Raw genomic sequence first — 16,980 nt, forward strand, 5'->3', positions numbered from 1 at the left:
CGTTAAAAACTTTTGCTGATTTAGCAAGCAGCATAACGTTATTAATCAATGTTTGTCTGTCAATGCTTGCAACTCCAAAAGTCATTTGAGGCTGAAAATCGATCAAAATTAATGCACTGTTCTCCGGTGTTAACAATTCTAAATTACTCATAATAAAACACTCCTTTTTAATTTTGTTTGAAACTTAATAGTTTTTTGGAACAAAATGGTTATTAAAGTAATTATTTATACATTGGAAATCCAATAAATTTGAAGAACGTTGGTTTAAAAACCTAAATGAATTCAGAGATATTGTTGAATCATGGCGAATTGAGTACACTACGGTCCGTCTACATAGCTCTTTTAGTGTTATTTTACTTGACTAAAATCTCTTTGAGCTCCCCTATAGCTTCCAATGATATTTTGATAACCGGGAAGATTGTTAACAAGTAAGGCTCCAAAGCCTTCCACGTCATTTCGCCAGTCACGTTGTAATGTAATCAGTCTTCTAAAAATGATAGCAGTGCTTCATTAAATTCTTTGGCATGTGTTGCATTGAGCCCATGTGGACCACCCTTTATTAAAGCTACCTTAGAATTAGGAATTGCTTCATGTGTTAGTTTCCCACTATATTCAAATGAAGTAGTTGCATCTGAATCACCATGAATAACAAGGGTAGGTATATTAAACTTGGCTAAATCTCCTCTGAAGTCCGTTTTGCTGAAAGCAGCGATACAATCTAGTGTTCCTTTAGGCGATGCAACCGCTGCAATATCTCTATTGTAAAGCCGGAATGGTTCACTGACTAAGTCAGTTCTATCTCCAGCAGCAAAAAATCCTCTCGTAAACTCATCAAGAAATGCTAGGCGATCATTTTTTACTCCATTTTCAAATCCTTGAATTGCTGCATCATCTAATAGTCCCTCAGGATGATCTGCTGACTTGTAAAGAAATGGTGGTACAGCTCCTGCAAATACAGCCTTCCCTACTCTATTTGTGCCATAGTTTCCGATATAGCGAGCTACTTCTCCACCCCCCATTGAAAATCCGACCAGTGTGACATCTTGGAGATCCATATGCTCTAGTAACATATGTAAATCAGTAGCAAATGTATCATAATCATAACCATTCCATGGCTGAGAAGAGTTCCCGAACCCTCGACGGTCATAAGTTATGACTCTGTATCCAGCCTCAACGAGAGCAGGAACTTGGTATTCCCAAGATCGGCCACTTAATGGCCAACCGTGAATTAATACTACTGGCTTCCCTGTACCATGATCCTCATAATATAGTTCAATGGGTGTTTGATTTTCGGTTCCTACAGTAATTTTTGCCATTCTTCTACCTCCAAAAAATAGTCTGATATATGTATTTTTTGTCAATAATCCGGATGAATCTCGTAACCTATTTATAAATAAAGCCAATGATGATACTTGTACCTAAAGCTAACAAAACAGAACCAATTGGACATTTTTGAGTTTTCTATATTAGAAACGTTTTGCTACTTCACGTGCATTTACAATTGCTGCCTCTTTAATTTCTTGTGCTTTTTCAGGATTTGCATTCATTCCTTCAACTGCAAGATATTCTGTATCAGATACACCCATAAATCCTAATACAGCATTTAAGTGTTGACGACCAAAGTCCATTACTGCATATGCTCCTTCAGAGTAAATGCCACCTGTAGCTTGAATGTGAAGTGCTTTTTTACCTTCTAATAATCCAACTGGACCATTTTCAGTATATTTAAATGTTTTACCTGCGATAGATAGGTTATCTAAGTATGCTTTTACTACTGGTGGATAGCTAAAGTTCCACATTGGTGTTACAAATACATAACGATCTGCATTCATAAATGTTTCTAAGTTTGTATTCATTGCTGCAATTTTTTGCTGTTGGCTTTCGCTTAACGTTTCAAAGCCTTCACCTGCTGCAAATTTCCCCCAAGCTGCAAATACTTCTGTATCAATTTCTGGTACAGTTGTGTTAAATAGATCAATTGTTACAACTTCATCTTGTGGATGTTCATTTTTATACGCTTCGATAAATGCTTCCCCTACTGCCATACCGAAAGATGCTTCTGCTGAATTTGGATTTGCTGTAATAAATAGTACTTTTTTCATTTTTATTCCCTCCATCAGTAAATATCTTTAATTAAAGATTTTATTTCAAAAAGTAAATTACTTACCTTATGTAAGTATAATACAAAACCATTATTTTCCTGTCAATAGAAATAGTTACTTTTTTTCGTAAGTGAACAAACTCTCCTATCTCGTTTTGTTAAACGTGGTATCGCCACATGCCCATCAAGTTAAAATCTCATAATACCCCCGTAACGAAAATTTCACCTTTTTACAGCTATTTATGAGAGTTCGGCTCATTTTTTTCGTTTTGGGAAGAATGTATTTCTTAAGTTGATGACGATGGGGTCTCGACAACATTACGCGGAAAACATACGCTAATACATTTAGCGTGTTTTTTATATTTAGGTTTGTGTACTCAAATATGCAAAAACAAACCATCATAAAAGAGAGTTCGTTTTTGCGTTTTTGGAGGGTATCAATCTGTCGATAAATTGATATTATCATGTGCTTGGTGTTGAGATATTGAGAAATAAAAATGTCATGTTATTAAGAGGAAAAGTGGATTTTGCGTTTTTGCATCGCTGGAGGATCAGCGTTATATTCAATGTACAGCTTCACTATTCATCTTCTTGCTCCGTTTTGTAACGGGGTCTTTTTATTGTAGTAGAAAAAGCACCCTTTCGAGTGCTCATAGGGGTACCGTCAACAGAACTATTTGTAGTCCTGCCGACAAAACGCAGATTTTATACGCTAAGACAGTTTCTAAAAGTGAAATCTCATCTTTGCTACTGTAAAAAAACAACTAGCCCCCCACAAGAGGGGCTAGTTAACGTAAAATTCGTTAGCGAAAGTCATTTTAAAATTCTATGTGTCGATTTTTTCTTTGCCCTTGCGGATAAACCACCATATCAAAGCTACAAGTAGTATGAGAAGCGGTATTGCCTGAATAAAGAGAAATCCTCCCCAAAAATCAAGTTCAGTACTATATGGAGAGTCTGTTGCCATCACACCTATAAATAAAGCCACTGGAATTGTGAATAGATTTACCCCTAAACTGACCATTATGAATGTTAGATTTTTATCCTTAGTTTTTGGTGAATCAGAATTGAAGAATGAGAATAATGCAATGCCGATTATAAAATACAGTATTACATAAAGCTGATTAAGATATCCCATAATATTTCTCCGTTATCCTAATTGTACCATTAGCAAGGACGTTTTTGTACAAATTTGGATGAATAAGATATTCATGCAAATTTAACATAACGTCTCATTATAAAAAGTTGGATATCGTCAGGAATCCTTTTATACCAAGGGATTCTCTTACTCTCCGATATTATAAAATATACAGAATTTTATACATTGCCGCAATGGTTCCGTTTTTTACTGGATTAGCCGAAAAACTGTATAAAATCCTGCATGCTCTTAACATTATTGAAACTACTTATTTTTATTTCAAAACCGCTTAGCGTGTTTTTTTCCCAAATGCTGGCGATACTCCTTCCACTTGCAAGATTTTAGGAAAAATATAATTCTAACAAAATCATGCTCATAACTTAAAAGTTTTGGCTCTATTTTTGGAATGTTATAATATCAGTACATAAAGGCCCAATACCAGCGTAGCTGCGATTAGGGGCAAAGTAATTTATTTTGTAACATAAACGATCATTTTTGTTACGTTTCGTTTGAAAAAACAACCACTTTTATAACTATTGAAGTTGTTGTAACAAAATACTGTATCAAAAATATTTTGTAACTTTATTGACTAAATACCTTTTTGTTACTGAAAAACATGTATATATTAATAAAATTCGCTACTTTGCCCCTGGTTACAAGAACGCTGGTACTGGGCCTACATAAGCGTCGAGTATTTCACATGTTTGTCCTGGCTGAAGAGAGTTCATTAACACCTCCATATCTATCTGTATATACTCCGTACCTTTTTTGATTCTTCCATCTCGAAAATAATTAGGATCGGGATTTTTTTGATAAATACGTGTATTCGACTTGATACGAGAGATATAGTAAGCCTTTTTATCCTGTATATGTTGAAGATCTTTCAAATGAAAATATCCTAAATCTCGAATACATAAATCATTCGCTGTCACAGTTGGGACACACAGAGAACCGTAGGTTCGATCATGTTGTTTACCTGGACCGGTATGAATATGTAGGAACCGTCCACTTAATAAATCATATTCAAGCTGAATTTTCACCCCCGCTGTATGGCTGCAGCCTCCTGCACCTGGATAAACGAATGAAAAGGAATCTGGGAGTTGAAATGCAGTTGAATCTAAAATACGAATACGCTTGAAAACAGAAGTATATGGAGAAGAAATCGGTATAGATGAGCCCAATTTTTGGTTTAGTAGTTCCGCTAATATGTGTTGTAAAAATCGGACCGCCGCTTTATTAAACCGTTGATTCAATCCCTCAGGACTGATGAGTACTTCTGTTGATGCTTCTAAACAGCTGGATAACTGAGTTAAAGAAGTTGTAGCGACATTTTGGCTCATCCATACACATAAAGCGACTAAATCCTTTGCCTGGTACTTACTGGTTCGCTGTACAAAACCAACATCTCTAGCAAGATTTCGTAAGATATTTTGGGATAAGAAACTTTGAATTTCTTGAGCAAATAGTTGTAACTCATCAGATACAAAAATAGACATACAAAAACGCCATCCTTTCCTATGATTCTACAGAAAGAATAGCGTATTTTTTCATTTTAGGGGGTATTTTGTTTTATTAGCTTGATAGCGATGTGGCGGGACCCCATGTAGAAAACTTTGCAACAGAACCAGAAATTACATAGCAAATCAATTCAATGAAAGGATGGACGAAATATTCAAGATTGAAGAATGAGTTTAGTCTAAGTTTGAGTCTGCTTCAGCTTAAATTCTTTGAGTTTGAGTAGGACTTCAGCCTTAAACGACCACCCGTTAAAGCAGGTGGTCGTTTAAGGCTTGCATATTGTGCTACTCCATCTTCATCATATATTCCTTACAATGAAGAAAGGTGTAATCTCCCGTAGATGATATTCTGATAAGTTTTCTTTCACTTGAAAAAGATACTTGTCAAGCTCCCCGGGAGGTAATGTAGATAGTGCATTTGGAGGCATTTTTCTCAAATAATCCTTGATATCTTCGAACATTTCAACGCCTCCCTTGCACTTTTATCGGTAAATATTAAATGAATACGTAATATTTTGATATGACCCTGGAGATAAGTACACACGTACACGGTACAACCCAGGGAGATTGTCCGTGATATTGAATGATTTGCTTACATTGTTGTAAAAACTACCACTCGTAAGATCCGTTGCTGTCCATGAGCCATTTGCATATCGTTCTAAAGCCGCTGTATATGACCAGTTTACGTCACCATATGCATCACTCAACGTGATATCAACTGTTGTCGCCCCGGGACCATATTTGTTTGAATCAGTCCATACAGACGTTCTAAGATTCGGTTTTCCAATCCCTTCATCAACTCCTGGCATAATAAAATTCCTCCTTCAATTTTTTATTTTTTGTTAATGGAGCTTAATTTATTGGTATAACTTAGAGAAATATTTATTTAATCAGCTTTTCCAGTAAACTCGCCCCTTACTTTATTAAGTGAAATGAAAGTAGAATAAATCAAAAAATATAAGAAAAAAATTTTAAAAAAGAATAATTTAGGATAAATAAGGATTCTGTTACAAAACCCTAAAATTTTTGCAAGTAATCTCTTAAACTTGGATATACGATATTACTCCTAAAAAGGTATGTAATCAGTATGGAAAAAGAAAATTTCACCAACAAATGAAGTCTATACAATATAAATCGAAAGATTCATGAAAACATTATTCTTTCTAATAATTTAGTTTGTTTAGATAGAATGATTTTTTTACTTTTGAGGATAGTGAATATTTTTAAGTTGATGGGCATGTATGGTGAGGCTTCATGAACCGGAAAATCCTAACAAACATTTATTTGTTTTATATATATGGATGAATAAAAACATTCCTTATTTTAGAGGGGAATATCACTAAAATATTATTTATTTTAATTTTCCTTCTTTCATTTCACTTATTATGTTATGAGCAGAATTTATTTGGTATACAGATACATTAATTAGCCACTTACTGCATTGTTCCAATAAATTCAACTCAAATATATCTACAGGAAGAGGGATTTAAAATGGATAAAGTGGATGAAATGGTACAAGCAGCCCAATTATGGGTGAACCACACTTATGGAGGAAAAGATGGTTTTATTCTGGCTCCTGACCACGGGAGAACCGTACGACAAGTTCAATTAGTATTGTGAATTTAATCATTAACTACACTTGCTATTCCATTTCTTCTCTTCATTCTTTTAATTGGTAATTATTTCATTCTTGTCTTCAATTCATGCAACTTGTGTTTTGTATTCTGCTTCTCACTATTCAATCCGTTTAGATGGTACTCCAACTTATGAATCTCGCTCTCTACTGCTTTGATTTCACTCTGCACTTGCACCACAGTTTCTGTTCTCATTACTTACCTCCTTTAGATCCTGCTAACAACAAAGTCACTTCGTAAACTCCATGTTCGATTGGTTGCATATTTCTTCATCTCCTTTCAATAGATTCCATAACTCCCGCTCACTCATTTCATAAAGCTGCCGCCCTGTATCTTCTTCCTTGTAAATCCCTTTATGTAGTAAAACATCGATGAATATTTGTTTTCTATCCATTGTTCCTCCTAATGCTTGCCTTTCACATAGTCCGCCTTTACATCTCGCAGTAACATAATTTCTTTCGACCCAAGTTCATTGCCTAGCAAATCCACCTTACTGATATAAACTGTGCTAAAGTCTATCACACGCGTTATAGCGATATGCTCACCCGTTAGCTTATGTGTCCAGAAACCACGTAATTGCGCTTTTTCTTTCATTGTCATTGCTTGTCCCCTTAGCTAGTTTTTTTCTTACAGGCTTCCCTGCCGCGCTGCAAAAACTTCTCTGCTGTGCTTCGGGTTGTATAGTCGAAAGTTCCGAATATATTAGCAAACGAAAGTTGACTTTGCATACTCGCACACTTCCATATTCCTCATCATTATGCCGCCGCTTTAATACCGCGCTGTTTCATGTACCCGTTTAGATACTCGTTCATTTTGTTTCGGAAACGTGGTTCATAGTAATAATCCAACTTGCTCACATCATCCGTAAAAATTAACGCTTTCTTCTCAAAAATTAGGAATTCAATAAGCATCCAAGCACTTACTATATTTTCCTTCTTCGCTTCTGTATACATTTCTAAAAGCGTCATAACATCACATCCCTTTATCGAGGTATAGATTGGTTTTTTTAACGAACTGAAACGGCAATGTCCCAACAAATCCATTTCGGTTCTTCGCTATAATCAACTCCACATCGTGGATTTCCTGTACTTCTCTTTGCTCACGATCAAAGTAAGCTGGTCTATGCGGGAAGATAATCACGTCTGCGATTTCCTCAATACTTCCAGATTCTCGAATGTCTGCCATTGTCGGTGCTTTGTCCTGCTTCCCTTCCACACTACGATTAAGCTGTGCTACAAGAATAATCGGTACGTTGAACTCTTTCTGCATGTCTTTTAGGTATTTCATGATGTATGTAAACTTGAGATGGTTGCTATCAAAAGATTCATCAATATCAATGTGTCCTAAGTGATCTATCGCAAATAGGTGCTTTTTATTCGGATTATCTTTCACAATCTTTCGTATCACTGCGCGGATTTCATTAATATCTTTTTCCGAACGAACATTGATTGAAAACTCTGCCAGTTCTCCACAAGCCTTGTGATATTTATCCCAGTATTCCTGCCTTCCGCTAAAGAACTTGTTTGGATTACTCATCGCTGCTACGGGAATCTTTCCTTCTGATGCAATCCAACGATCGATAATCTTTTCTTCGCTCATCTCACATGAGAAGAATGTCCCCATGTAGTCTTTGCTTGCCCTTGCTCCGCGTCGCATCGTTTCTAATACGAAGGCTGTCTTACCCACAGATGGCCGTGCCGCCACGACAATTAAATCTGATGGTTGCCATCCATCTAAAGCTTTATTCAAGCTAATAAAACCTGTTGAAGTTCCACTCAAACCTTGTTCTGGCATAGCGCTATGCTGTAGGATCCTTTGCTGTAATTTCTCTTTAAATGAAGACTGCGGCTTTATAGTGGTAACTTGTACATTATTAATCTTTGAAATTAGTTCGTTTAACTGTTGCGAGCTGTGGGCATACTTCGTTTTATCAATGAAAGCTTCTACCTCTTGTAGCGCTTCATCAATTGCCACAAATTCAATCATTTTTTGTTGAATAAAATTGAAATTATGACCACGCACTCCCAATCCGTATACGTTGCTCAGTGTATTGATCCCGCCAAATATTGCCATTCTGTTCTCGCCAATTTGTGAAAGTGCCATCATGTCAGTTGGCTTTTCTTCATTTCGCAATTCCTTCATGACTTTAAAGAGATTTCGATTATGTGTATTTAAGAAATGCTTTGGTTTTAATCTCGTTTCATCTACCAAACTGTTATCACGCATCATCATTCCAAGAATGTAGCATTCGTTTTCATAATGAATCTGGTACTTGTCCATCTGTTACACCTCAATCGAGTAAATTGTCTATAGAGAAGGTAGTTGTTACTTTTGGTTCATTTTGTACTGGTGGTTTAGGTTGTTCTACATATTCGAGGTAGCATTCGTTATTAAAGAAGGTAGAAGCGTGTTTTACAAACTTTGTTTCTGTTCCGTTTCTTTTGATGTAATCCCCATAACCTTTTACACCAAAAAGAATTATTTCAAATGAATGTTTCTTATTAGCTGCTTTAAAAGACTTATATCCTTGTTTTTTATCAATCTTCTTAGGGTATATCTTCCATAGTTGTTCAAATTCATCTGAATAACTTTCGCACATATTTTTACGTAGACTTTTCTTTTGTGCAGAATTAATATTATTAGTACTTGGTATATTAGTACTTAGTAGCAGTTCATTTTCTACTGGTAGGTTTTCCATGGGTAGAATTTCTACTTGTGGTTTTTCGACTTGTGGTACTTCATAAATAATCGTTTCCCATTTATGAATTTTTCCGTCTTCTCCTTTTATTGGGAACCGTTTAACATAACCACATTCTTTTAGTTCCTTCATGCCCGCCTTCAAACTTGCAATTCCATCTTTAGAATGTTTCGCAATTTCTTCCATATAGAAAACCCAATCATCCGGAAGAGAAAGGATATATACCAAAATCCCTTTAGCTTTCCAAGTTAAGCGTTCATCACGAAGACCTGTATTATTAATTGTTGTATAGTTTTTATTTTTACTAACCCTGAATGTCGCCATTAATCCACCTTCCTCATAACGCACATGTAACTAAATTCATCACATTGACCTGCATACACTGAAGTTCTCTTCTTGCTCAATCCGTTAATTTTTTGATCCACATTTTTATGCTGTTTACCATGTCTATATATCTTTTGGATTGGGGTAACATGTCCGTACCCCGCATTCTCCTTAAAATGGTGCTACTTCTAATTGCCTACTTGCTTCATAGACTTCCATGAGTGCTTGTAAACCGTGTTCATAAGCGACTAACGATGCTGCGGTATATTTATCTGGATTTTTCCTCTCACATTCGATGATGTTTATCAAAATTTGAATTTCAGCTTGGATTTTGTTTTGTAATGACATCTCACTCGCCCGCCTTTCTAATTGTGTAGCCAAGAACATTTGTTAAATACTCAACTGCATTTTCTTTTAAGACGACACTTCCATTTGGGGATACAAGAATTTCATCACCATAAAAAACTTCAACCCCACATTCATCTTCAACTGGTACTGGCTCATACTCTTGCGGGTCTTTAATTCCGTAACCGTTGTGCATAATTATGGCATTTTCTAACATCCTTCTTTTCCTCCTTTTATTGGGAGAACAAGCATGATACAATAGATGTATCAAAAAAATGAGTTTTATTCTCCAAAGCGTCCCGCGGCATCGGGACGCTTTTCTCGTTTTATTGATGCTGTACGCATCGTAATGATCGAGAACTTTGTGTTACAGAATGGGGATACAACATACATCAGAGCATCAATATGTCGTTCTCGATCATTACGACAGGTACAGAGCCCGTCTATTGTTGTAGGATTTCCCGCCTTTTGTCAAATACGTTCAACGGAAGAAGGTGTTCCTATGAATATCAATTTATAATGATATTCATAGGTGCTAGATCTTCACTCACCAAAAATGGGGAGTGAAGTGGTTTGTTCTGCTATATAGTCACGTTATGTAGTTTTCTTATGCTATCTCATTCTCCTTATTCAGAAGCTTATCTGCTACTCTAACTGCATCTTCTAATTGATTTGTAAGCGCTAAGTACCGAGGAACTGTCAGCTGTTTTAAACCATGCTTTTCTTTGTAATTATTTACTTTTGTTTTCAAATTCGTTCTGTATACTTTGTTAAATGTACTTCTGAACATTTTCCAAGCTTTATTGAAGTTAATGCCTTCGCTCCAAGCAAAACGCTGAATCATTTTGTTTAATCGTTGCTGTAAATCACCATCTGTATCGATTGTGTCTAAGCTATTAATACGGTGCTGCACAATTGTTACTTGTTGTTCAAGTTGAATTATTTTTTGTTCCTGTAATACCATTTGATTAATAGCGATTTGTAAAGCTTGTAATGGTGAATTTGGTTGTTGCTGATAAGAACGTTTTTCTACTTCGATGAAATATTTGCGAATTGCTTTTCCTATTTCGTTATTCTCAATCATTGCAAGCTCTTTACCAGCATCTAAAGTGAATATGTATTCCTTTAAAGGTCTACCATCAGTGCTTACGGAAAAATATGTCCAAAAGTCTTCATTGTCAGTGAAACTATAGCCTTCAATTCTTCCTTCGATCCATTTAGGAAATGGAGTTGATACTAAAAGTTGCTCATACAATTCTCTAGCATTTACGAACTTTTCTCCTACCTCATTTTGATAAATTGGAAGCATTTCATTAGCAACGACTTTTAATTGATCCATTTTCTTCTCTCCTTATAATGTATCCCTAAGGGAAACTATATGATTAAAAAAAATTTGGTGTTCATTAAACAATTCTGACATATCTTCATTCAAAGCTCTTGCAATTTTAGCTGCCGTTCCATAATAAATATTTTTTTTATATTTATGAACATTTATGATTTTATAGCAATAACTCTTTGATATACCAACAATCTCGGCTAATTTTTCGTATGTGAAATCAGAGTTATCAAAAGCTATTTTTAACTTTGTTTTTTTATTGTTATTTAGCACTTAATTACTCCCTTCTAATGTCTATATACTTATTATAAGTTTCCCAGCAGGAAACTTCAAGTGTTTTTTATAAAAAATTTCCTAGAGGTTAACTTTTTAGGGGTTTGCGTTTCCTATTAGGAAACAATATAATAAAAGTAACTTACTTAAATACGTAAAAAGAGGAGGATTCAAAAATGGAATTAAATGAGCGTGTGAAATTATTAAGAACTGAACATAAACTTACTCAAGAACAATTTGCTACAGCTATAGGAATAACTAAGGCGAGTGTTTCTAAATTCGAAAAAGGAATGAAAGCCCCCGGTCGTGAAACTTTAGAAAAAATAGCTGATTATTTTAATGTAACTACAGACTATTTATTAGGCAGGTCAGAAGAACCAGAACTTACTACAGAAGAAGATAAAATAGTAAGTGAAGAAGGAAAAAATATAATGGCAATAATCGAGAGTCTTCCAGAAGAAGAACGGAAAAAAGCTTGGGAACAATTAGAAATGTATGTGAATTACATGAAAATGAAAAAGAATAATTAAAAAAGAAGACTATTATAGAAGAAGTCTTCTTTTTTATGTATTTTGTTTATCTTTATAAGATTCATCTAGGCATATTTTTAAAATATCAGTTGCTTTTGTAATTCCATTCACTTGCAAACCTAACTTAACTGCCATTTTTGCTAACTGTTCCTTTTTCATCAACATATGCCCCCTCAAGCTAATAATAAAACTTTTCATTTTCTAGCTAAAAAGTACTTAATTAGATGGTTGGTTTCTCTCCACTCCATATAAAGTAAGAATGAGACTATCAATTAAAATAGTCTCATTTTATATATTTATAAAAAATCAGCCCTCGATCTAACTAGAATCGACTTGTATATGTTGCATCCATGCTGATACCTTTTGAGATTGTTTATATTTTGTAACTGGAACAAAAGCGAAAATCCTTTCTGCAACTACTGTTAAAGTAACTTTTAACAATGCCTGATTTCGAATATTTAACTATCTTCCATATGTATATTTTACCATAAACAGAACAATTGTTCTATACAAAAATTAAATTTAACACTCTATCTGAAGGAATTTTTCCCCAAACGCGTGCAGAGCGATAGCCCAATGCTAGATGGAAGGTGGAAAGTTGCTTTTGTCGTGAAATTAAGAATTTCCTTCACCTTATGATACTTGTCATTTACCCATGTTTGTACAGCAAATACTGCTGTATCCATTTTTGGTTCTACCATTAGAAATTCCCTCCTTTTTTCCAACCAATTGATCTTAATTTAATAATGTGATTGAAAGTAGGTACGTATATTCAAGCAAATCATTAAATAAATTATGCTCTTACTCTATTAAGTGAAAAGAAAGTAGAATAACTAAAAAAAATAGAAAAAAAACTTTAATATAGTATAATGAATTTAACTTCAATATCTGAGGAGGGAAGTGTGTTGTCCCAAAAAATATCTAATGATAAGAACCTACTAGATAAATTAAATCCAAACCAACGAAAAGAGCTTGAAAAATTGAAACAAGAAGCCTTAAATGAACCACCAAGTTTCTTTGAATACATAGAAGTGAAAATAGAAGAAAAAAAATAGAGAATTCTCTTTTTCTATTCATTTGATCACAATTCAAACATACTAGCTTCTGCTCCTATTATTAAATAATAAGGTTAATAGACGTATTTATATCACGCTGTCGATTCAAAAAGAAATACGATTGATTTCATTTAGGAAAGGCACGAAATCATCAGGCTGCAAGGCATCTTTTTCAAAAAAGCTTTGTGGTCTTTTTCTATTTAGAAACTTCATTTGATCATAGCAAATCAGACTCCAATATCCTATCCGACCTATTACACCCAATTTAAAATTTCGTATCATTGTATCTTTCATAGTAAATGGGATACATTTTTCTGCCCATGCTTTTATCTCCATACAAAACTTACATTCATCATTATTATATGAAATAATTTATTTTTCTATATATTCCCTTAATTATGCAACCAAAGGAAGCTTACATCTTTACATCAGTCTATAAAATAACAACTATTTACTTGGGGAATTATTAGAATACTTCATCTCATGCTCCTCTAAAAAGTATTCCTTCATACACCTAAGTTTCCTAGCTTTTTCTTGAAATAAATTTATTCTAAATCCCCTGGTTTACTCTAAAATATCTTTCATTTTAAAGAAAAAAGTGGTAAAATAAGTATAGAACAAGTGTTCGTTTACAAAAAATTTATCTATTAATTATCCAAATGCTCTGCTACATAAAAGGTTCATGAATAATTTATTTTAATTAGAAGTCTGATAAGAAAAATAGACAAGCTTATTGTTTCTTATCATAAGAAACCCAAAATAATAATTTAGAAGAGAGTCTTTGTAATGAATAGCTATCATATAAAAAATCACTCTCTTTTTAACTTTTATATATCTTTATATAAAAATTAAAATTATTTTATATAAAGCTACTTTTATATTCATATAATTCCTTAGCAAATTAAAATAAATAGACTGTTTTTTTATTTTCCATCCCTTTTTACTTCTTTTATTAATAAGATATAAATTTTAAAATACAGCTAAATTTATATCATTATTTATAATTAGATATTTTTTATACCTTCATTTATATTTTTAAAGATTGGGAGGTTGTTTTTTTGAATAGTAAGGAATTAGCATTGTTCTACAGTAAATACCAAAAAAAATTAGAAGAACCTATTGTACAACAGTTTCTCAAAGATCCTAAGAATCACTCATTATTTATAAAAGCAATAGAAGAGCCAACAAGCAAAAACAAACAATTACTAGATGAAGCGTTTAAACTCCATTTTAAAAAAGTTAAAATGCTAAGCTATATTAGTAAATTAATTTATTTTTATTCAATAGATTTTGATAAAAAAGTTACCCTTAATAAGAATAGGAATTTGTTAACTTTAGATAAGACAATTACTAGCGATGAAAATAATAATACCACCATGTTAGAAGTAATGAACAATGATTTAACAGATAGAACTTGTAAACAATTCGAAGAAAATCAAATTCATTTAAAAGAACATATTACAGATGAATTGCTATACAAAGCTTTAGATTTATTAACAGAAAAGCAGTTACATATACTAAATTTATATTATGTTCACGAATATAATAATAAACAAATCTCGAGAATTTTATCAGAATCGGAACAAACAATTTCTTATAATCATAAAAAAGCCTTAGAAAAACTTAAATCACAATTAATATGAGGTGAAAAAATAAATGTTAGAACTAAAAGACTCAAATGTAACTAACTATAATTATGAAGACATTTTACAATCTTTCAATCTTAAAATCCGTAAATGTTTACAAAATACCCCATATCAAGAAAGAGAAGATTTAGAACAAGAGATTCACATGAAAATATTTGAAAAAGTTAATGTTATTAATAATTTAGAAGTTCCTGGTTTTTTTGATTTTTTAAATGTAAATGGCTTAAAACGACAAAACTGAACCGTGTCGATAAGCTATTGCATAATGAATTTATGAAAGATTAATAATCTTCGTTTTTTCATCAAACTAAAAAAGTTCTAATTTAATAACCTGAACTTCCTAAAAAACACTTCTTGATAATGAACTGTACCCTATAAAATGGACAGTTTAATAAAAAGACCATAAAAAATCAAGCACTTAAGAGATGGTTTCGGTATTCTACTAAAGCCATCTTTTTTAGTGTCCACTGGTAACCATCAAATTTTGTGATTTAAACATAAAAAAAGAAAACATTTATGAACCCTCCTAATGTTAGCTAACAAACATTAGGAGGGTTCATAAATGATTTTTGTATCACTAGATTTGCCAGATTTTAAAGTTCTTAAACAAGAAGATTTCCCCAATTTTTATGGTTCATCACCAAAAGACGGGATGAGATGTACACTCTGCTCCGAGTGGACGCTTTCCGCGGGCAAGAGCAAGCCTCCGCCTGCGGGGTCTCACTCTCCACGCTATTCCCGCAGAAATCGCCACTCTCCGTTCCGTATATGAAAAATGATTCATTTTCACAAAATCAATCACATGTTGCAGTGATGAACCTAAAAAAGTAATATCATATGAGATAGTATAAATATAGGTAGTTAAATTCTCTCAACCCACATACCATATGACGGAAAAGTATCTTTCAACTTTGCAAATGTTTCATCACACCACGCTTTGGAGTTGAAATCACCAATGATGATACGCTGATTACCATCATCAAGCGATTGTGTCCATATCCCGTAGTCTGGGAAAATATCTTTGATTGTTTGATATACTTCTTCTATCCATTCAACTGAATTGAAGTCTCCTATAAAGATACGATAAAGTTCCTGATCATTCGTGAACCATTCGATCGTTTTATCCCCATTTAAAACATTTAGATCTACTTTTCCTATTCCATCAAGCCATCCTCCTGTTTCACCATCTGCATATTGCCATAAATCACACTCATATTCAGGCTTATTTCCCCCATATCGTGGAATCCATAAGAAGTCAGCTTTTATATTTTGTAACCCATAAGATCCATACATATGGTGCGATACATATAAGCCAACTTTCCAACCAGCATCCCGACAAGTATTGATAAATACCTGTGTTGCTTCTGCTAGGTAAGTACTTCCACAACTTGCTAGAGTGTCATCTTCAACATCTAGTACAAGAAATTGTGCATTTGGATTTACACGCGCTAAGAAGTCTTTCGCTTCCACAAGAGCATCTGCAATGCTTACATAGCACCCGTAAGCATAAGCAGCATGGGGGATTCTATGTTTTTCTAAATTTTGGATATGCTCATTATACAGTGTATCTATTTTTTTTGATCCATATTGTACACGACAGATTGCTAAATCCAATTGCGGTGCAGCTATATCCCAATCGATATTATTATTGTATTTTGATAAGTCTACGATATGTTTAGTCATCATTCAGTATTTCCTTTCTCTTCATGATCTGTCCAAATACCAAGTGCGATACCGACCGACAATAAATAAGGCGCCAATTCGTCTAAGAAACTTTTTGCCTCCGGAACTCCTAATTTAGTAAATAGAAACCCAATTAATGAAAAAGTTGCAACCCACATTTGCCAGTTACGAAGACGTTTTTGGATATTTTCTTTATTCATATTTTCACCTACTTTCCTGCAACTTTAAATAGAGTCATAATAGCCCCTGTAATGATTGCACCCACTACAGTTGTTCCAATCCAAAAAACTAATTTATCTAACCTATCTATACGTAAATGCGCATTTTTAGCAAATTGTTGGGCCTCAATCGCAACTTCTTTTACGTTTCCTAATGTATCAAGTTTTGTTTCTACCCTCGTTAGTCCAACTAAAAGCTCTTTAAAATCATCTTGCTTAATTTGTTCATTCATTGATTCATCCCTCCTTTACAATAAAAAGAGAAACAATGCAACTTATTTTCTTATAACTGATGCATTTTTATATAAAATTCGTGTTCCTCAGACCTGGGATTTACTGCCGACTTCCTTCAGATTCCGCGTCACCACGGACACCCTTGTCTTAAGCTAATCGCTACTACTGCCTTCACGATTCGAGACTTGAACCCTAAAGAATATGCGCATGCTGGGCGTACAAAAAGAGCGTCTTCCAAAAGGAAGACG

At 33.9% G+C, this 16,980-nt stretch carries 25 protein-coding genes and 3 pseudogenes; 5 read left to right on the forward strand and 23 right to left on the reverse strand.

All coding sequences use genetic code 11. From position 1 onward, the window contains the following. The 8 genes and pseudogenes from WAZ07_RS22595 to WAZ07_RS22630 form a co-directional block, all read right to left on the reverse strand. Positions 1–151, reverse strand: a pseudogene (locus tag WAZ07_RS22595) (hydrolase); the annotation flags it as partial. Positions 152–348: 197 nt separating this feature from the next. Further along, a pseudogene (locus WAZ07_RS22600) lies at positions 349–474 on the reverse strand (isochorismate family cysteine hydrolase YcaC); the annotation flags it as partial. Positions 475–479: 5 nt separating this feature from the next. Further along, positions 480–1,316, reverse strand: coding sequence for an alpha/beta fold hydrolase (locus WAZ07_RS22605; protein ID WP_336474249.1), 837 nt, complete (start codon positions 1,314–1,316; stop codon positions 480–482). A gap of 150 nt (positions 1,317–1,466) precedes the next feature. Then, a complete protein-coding gene (locus WAZ07_RS22610; protein ID WP_336474250.1) occupies positions 1,467–2,102 on the reverse strand; it encodes an FMN-dependent NADH-azoreductase in 636 nt (211 codons plus the stop codon). Between the two features lie 825 nt (positions 2,103–2,927). Then, positions 2,928–3,239, reverse strand: a complete 312-nt coding sequence (locus WAZ07_RS22615; RefSeq protein ID WP_336474251.1) for a hypothetical protein — start codon at positions 3,237–3,239, stop codon at positions 2,928–2,930. Positions 3,240–3,913: 674 nt separating this feature from the next. Then, positions 3,914–4,735 (reverse strand): annotated as a pseudogene (locus tag WAZ07_RS22620) (IS4 family transposase); the annotation flags it as partial. A 320-nt stretch (positions 4,736–5,055) separates the two neighbouring features. Further along, on the reverse strand, positions 5,056–5,217 hold the full coding sequence (locus WAZ07_RS22625; RefSeq protein ID WP_336474252.1) for a hypothetical protein: 162 nt from the start codon (positions 5,215–5,217) through the stop codon (positions 5,056–5,058). 21 nt (positions 5,218–5,238) lie between these two features. Continuing rightward, positions 5,239–5,565 (reverse strand): hypothetical protein, encoded by a 327-nt coding sequence (locus tag WAZ07_RS22630; protein WP_090919933.1) that lies wholly within the window; start codon positions 5,563–5,565, stop codon positions 5,239–5,241. A 682-nt stretch (positions 5,566–6,247) separates the two neighbouring features. On the opposite strand from WAZ07_RS22630, the gene WAZ07_RS22635 reads away from it, so the two are divergent. After that, complete coding sequence (locus WAZ07_RS22635; RefSeq protein ID WP_336474253.1) at positions 6,248–6,376, forward strand: hypothetical protein; 129 nt, start codon at positions 6,248–6,250, stop codon at positions 6,374–6,376. A 59-nt stretch (positions 6,377–6,435) separates the two neighbouring features. On the opposite strand, the gene WAZ07_RS22640 is transcribed toward WAZ07_RS22635, so the two are convergent. The 10 genes from WAZ07_RS22640 to WAZ07_RS22685 all read right to left on the reverse strand — a co-directional run bounded on the left by WAZ07_RS22640 (position 6,436) and on the right by WAZ07_RS22685 (position 11,366). Further along, on the reverse strand, positions 6,436–6,585 hold the full coding sequence (locus tag WAZ07_RS22640; protein ID WP_336474254.1) for a hypothetical protein: 150 nt from the start codon (positions 6,583–6,585) through the stop codon (positions 6,436–6,438). A 34-nt stretch (positions 6,586–6,619) separates the two neighbouring features. Next, entirely contained in the window at positions 6,620–6,784 is a 165-nt protein-coding gene (fbpA, locus tag WAZ07_RS22645) for a Fur-regulated basic protein FbpA (protein ID WP_336474255.1), read from the reverse strand. An 8-nt stretch (positions 6,785–6,792) separates the two neighbouring features. Then, complete coding sequence (locus WAZ07_RS22650; RefSeq protein WP_336474256.1) at positions 6,793–6,990, reverse strand: hypothetical protein; 198 nt, start codon at positions 6,988–6,990, stop codon at positions 6,793–6,795. 155 nt (positions 6,991–7,145) lie between these two features. Continuing rightward, positions 7,146–7,358 (reverse strand): hypothetical protein, encoded by a 213-nt coding sequence (locus WAZ07_RS22655; RefSeq protein WP_336474257.1) that lies wholly within the window; start codon positions 7,356–7,358, stop codon positions 7,146–7,148. A 4-nt stretch (positions 7,359–7,362) separates the two neighbouring features. After that, positions 7,363–8,670 carry a replicative DNA helicase gene (locus WAZ07_RS22660; RefSeq protein WP_336474258.1) on the reverse strand — a complete coding sequence of 436 codons (1,308 nt, stop codon included), beginning with the start codon at positions 8,668–8,670 and terminating at the stop codon, positions 7,363–7,365. A gap of 10 nt (positions 8,671–8,680) precedes the next feature. Next, positions 8,681–9,412, reverse strand: coding sequence for a hypothetical protein (locus tag WAZ07_RS22665; RefSeq protein ID WP_336474318.1), 732 nt, complete (start codon positions 9,410–9,412; stop codon positions 8,681–8,683). A gap of 171 nt (positions 9,413–9,583) precedes the next feature. Beyond that, a complete protein-coding gene (locus tag WAZ07_RS22670; protein WP_336474259.1) occupies positions 9,584–9,760 on the reverse strand; it encodes a hypothetical protein in 177 nt (58 codons plus the stop codon). Between the two features lies 1 nt (position 9,761). Further along, positions 9,762–9,974 (reverse strand): YqaI family protein, encoded by a 213-nt coding sequence (locus tag WAZ07_RS22675; protein WP_336474260.1) that lies wholly within the window; start codon positions 9,972–9,974, stop codon positions 9,762–9,764. Between the two features lie 390 nt (positions 9,975–10,364). Beyond that, positions 10,365–11,096, reverse strand: a complete 732-nt coding sequence (locus WAZ07_RS22680; RefSeq protein ID WP_336474261.1) for an antA/AntB antirepressor family protein — start codon at positions 11,094–11,096, stop codon at positions 10,365–10,367. Positions 11,097–11,108: 12 nt separating this feature from the next. Next, positions 11,109–11,366, reverse strand: a complete 258-nt coding sequence (locus WAZ07_RS22685; protein ID WP_336474262.1) for a helix-turn-helix domain-containing protein — start codon at positions 11,364–11,366, stop codon at positions 11,109–11,111. Between the two features lie 176 nt (positions 11,367–11,542). Between WAZ07_RS22685 and WAZ07_RS22690 the strand changes: the two genes are divergently transcribed. Then, a complete protein-coding gene (locus WAZ07_RS22690) occupies positions 11,543–11,896 on the forward strand; it encodes a helix-turn-helix domain-containing protein (protein WP_088046389.1) in 354 nt (117 codons plus the stop codon). 33 nt (positions 11,897–11,929) lie between these two features. Here WAZ07_RS22690 and WAZ07_RS22695 read toward each other — a convergent pair whose 3' ends face one another. After that, positions 11,930–12,055, reverse strand: a complete 126-nt coding sequence (locus WAZ07_RS22695) for a hypothetical protein (protein WP_336474263.1) — start codon at positions 12,053–12,055, stop codon at positions 11,930–11,932. Between the two features lie 371 nt (positions 12,056–12,426). Next, positions 12,427–12,597, reverse strand: coding sequence for a hypothetical protein (locus tag WAZ07_RS22700; protein ID WP_336474264.1), 171 nt, complete (start codon positions 12,595–12,597; stop codon positions 12,427–12,429). Positions 12,598–12,801: 204 nt separating this feature from the next. On the opposite strand from WAZ07_RS22700, the gene WAZ07_RS22705 reads away from it, so the two are divergent. The 3 genes from WAZ07_RS22705 to WAZ07_RS22715 all read left to right on the forward strand — a co-directional run bounded on the left by WAZ07_RS22705 (position 12,802) and on the right by WAZ07_RS22715 (position 14,838). Further along, entirely contained in the window at positions 12,802–12,951 is a 150-nt protein-coding gene (locus tag WAZ07_RS22705) for a hypothetical protein (RefSeq protein WP_170857772.1), read from the forward strand. Between the two features lie 1,058 nt (positions 12,952–14,009). Beyond that, on the forward strand, positions 14,010–14,594 hold the full coding sequence (locus WAZ07_RS22710; RefSeq protein WP_090919895.1) for a sigma-70 family RNA polymerase sigma factor: 585 nt from the start codon (positions 14,010–14,012) through the stop codon (positions 14,592–14,594). Positions 14,595–14,607: 13 nt separating this feature from the next. Continuing rightward, positions 14,608–14,838, forward strand: coding sequence for a hypothetical protein (locus tag WAZ07_RS22715; protein ID WP_336474265.1), 231 nt, complete (start codon positions 14,608–14,610; stop codon positions 14,836–14,838). 620 nt (positions 14,839–15,458) lie between these two features. Here WAZ07_RS22715 and WAZ07_RS22720 read toward each other — a convergent pair. From WAZ07_RS22720 to WAZ07_RS22730, 3 genes are read right to left on the reverse strand one after another with little or no spacing between them, the layout of a single operon-like run. Continuing rightward, positions 15,459–16,280, reverse strand: a complete 822-nt coding sequence (locus WAZ07_RS22720; RefSeq protein WP_336474319.1) for a GH25 family lysozyme — start codon at positions 16,278–16,280, stop codon at positions 15,459–15,461. Next, positions 16,280–16,480, reverse strand: a complete 201-nt coding sequence (locus WAZ07_RS22725; RefSeq protein WP_272188894.1) for a hypothetical protein — start codon at positions 16,478–16,480, stop codon at positions 16,280–16,282. The genes WAZ07_RS22720 and WAZ07_RS22725 overlap by 1 nt, the downstream gene beginning before the upstream one ends. Before the next feature lie 8 nt (positions 16,481–16,488). Continuing rightward, positions 16,489–16,731 (reverse strand): hemolysin XhlA family protein, encoded by a 243-nt coding sequence (locus WAZ07_RS22730; RefSeq protein WP_272188892.1) that lies wholly within the window; start codon positions 16,729–16,731, stop codon positions 16,489–16,491. Between the last annotated feature and the right edge of the window lie 249 nt (positions 16,732–16,980).

Source organism: Bacillus bruguierae (assembly GCF_037104725.1).
GTDB lineage: Bacteria > Bacillota > Bacilli > Bacillales > Bacillaceae_G > Bacillus_A > Bacillus_A bruguierae.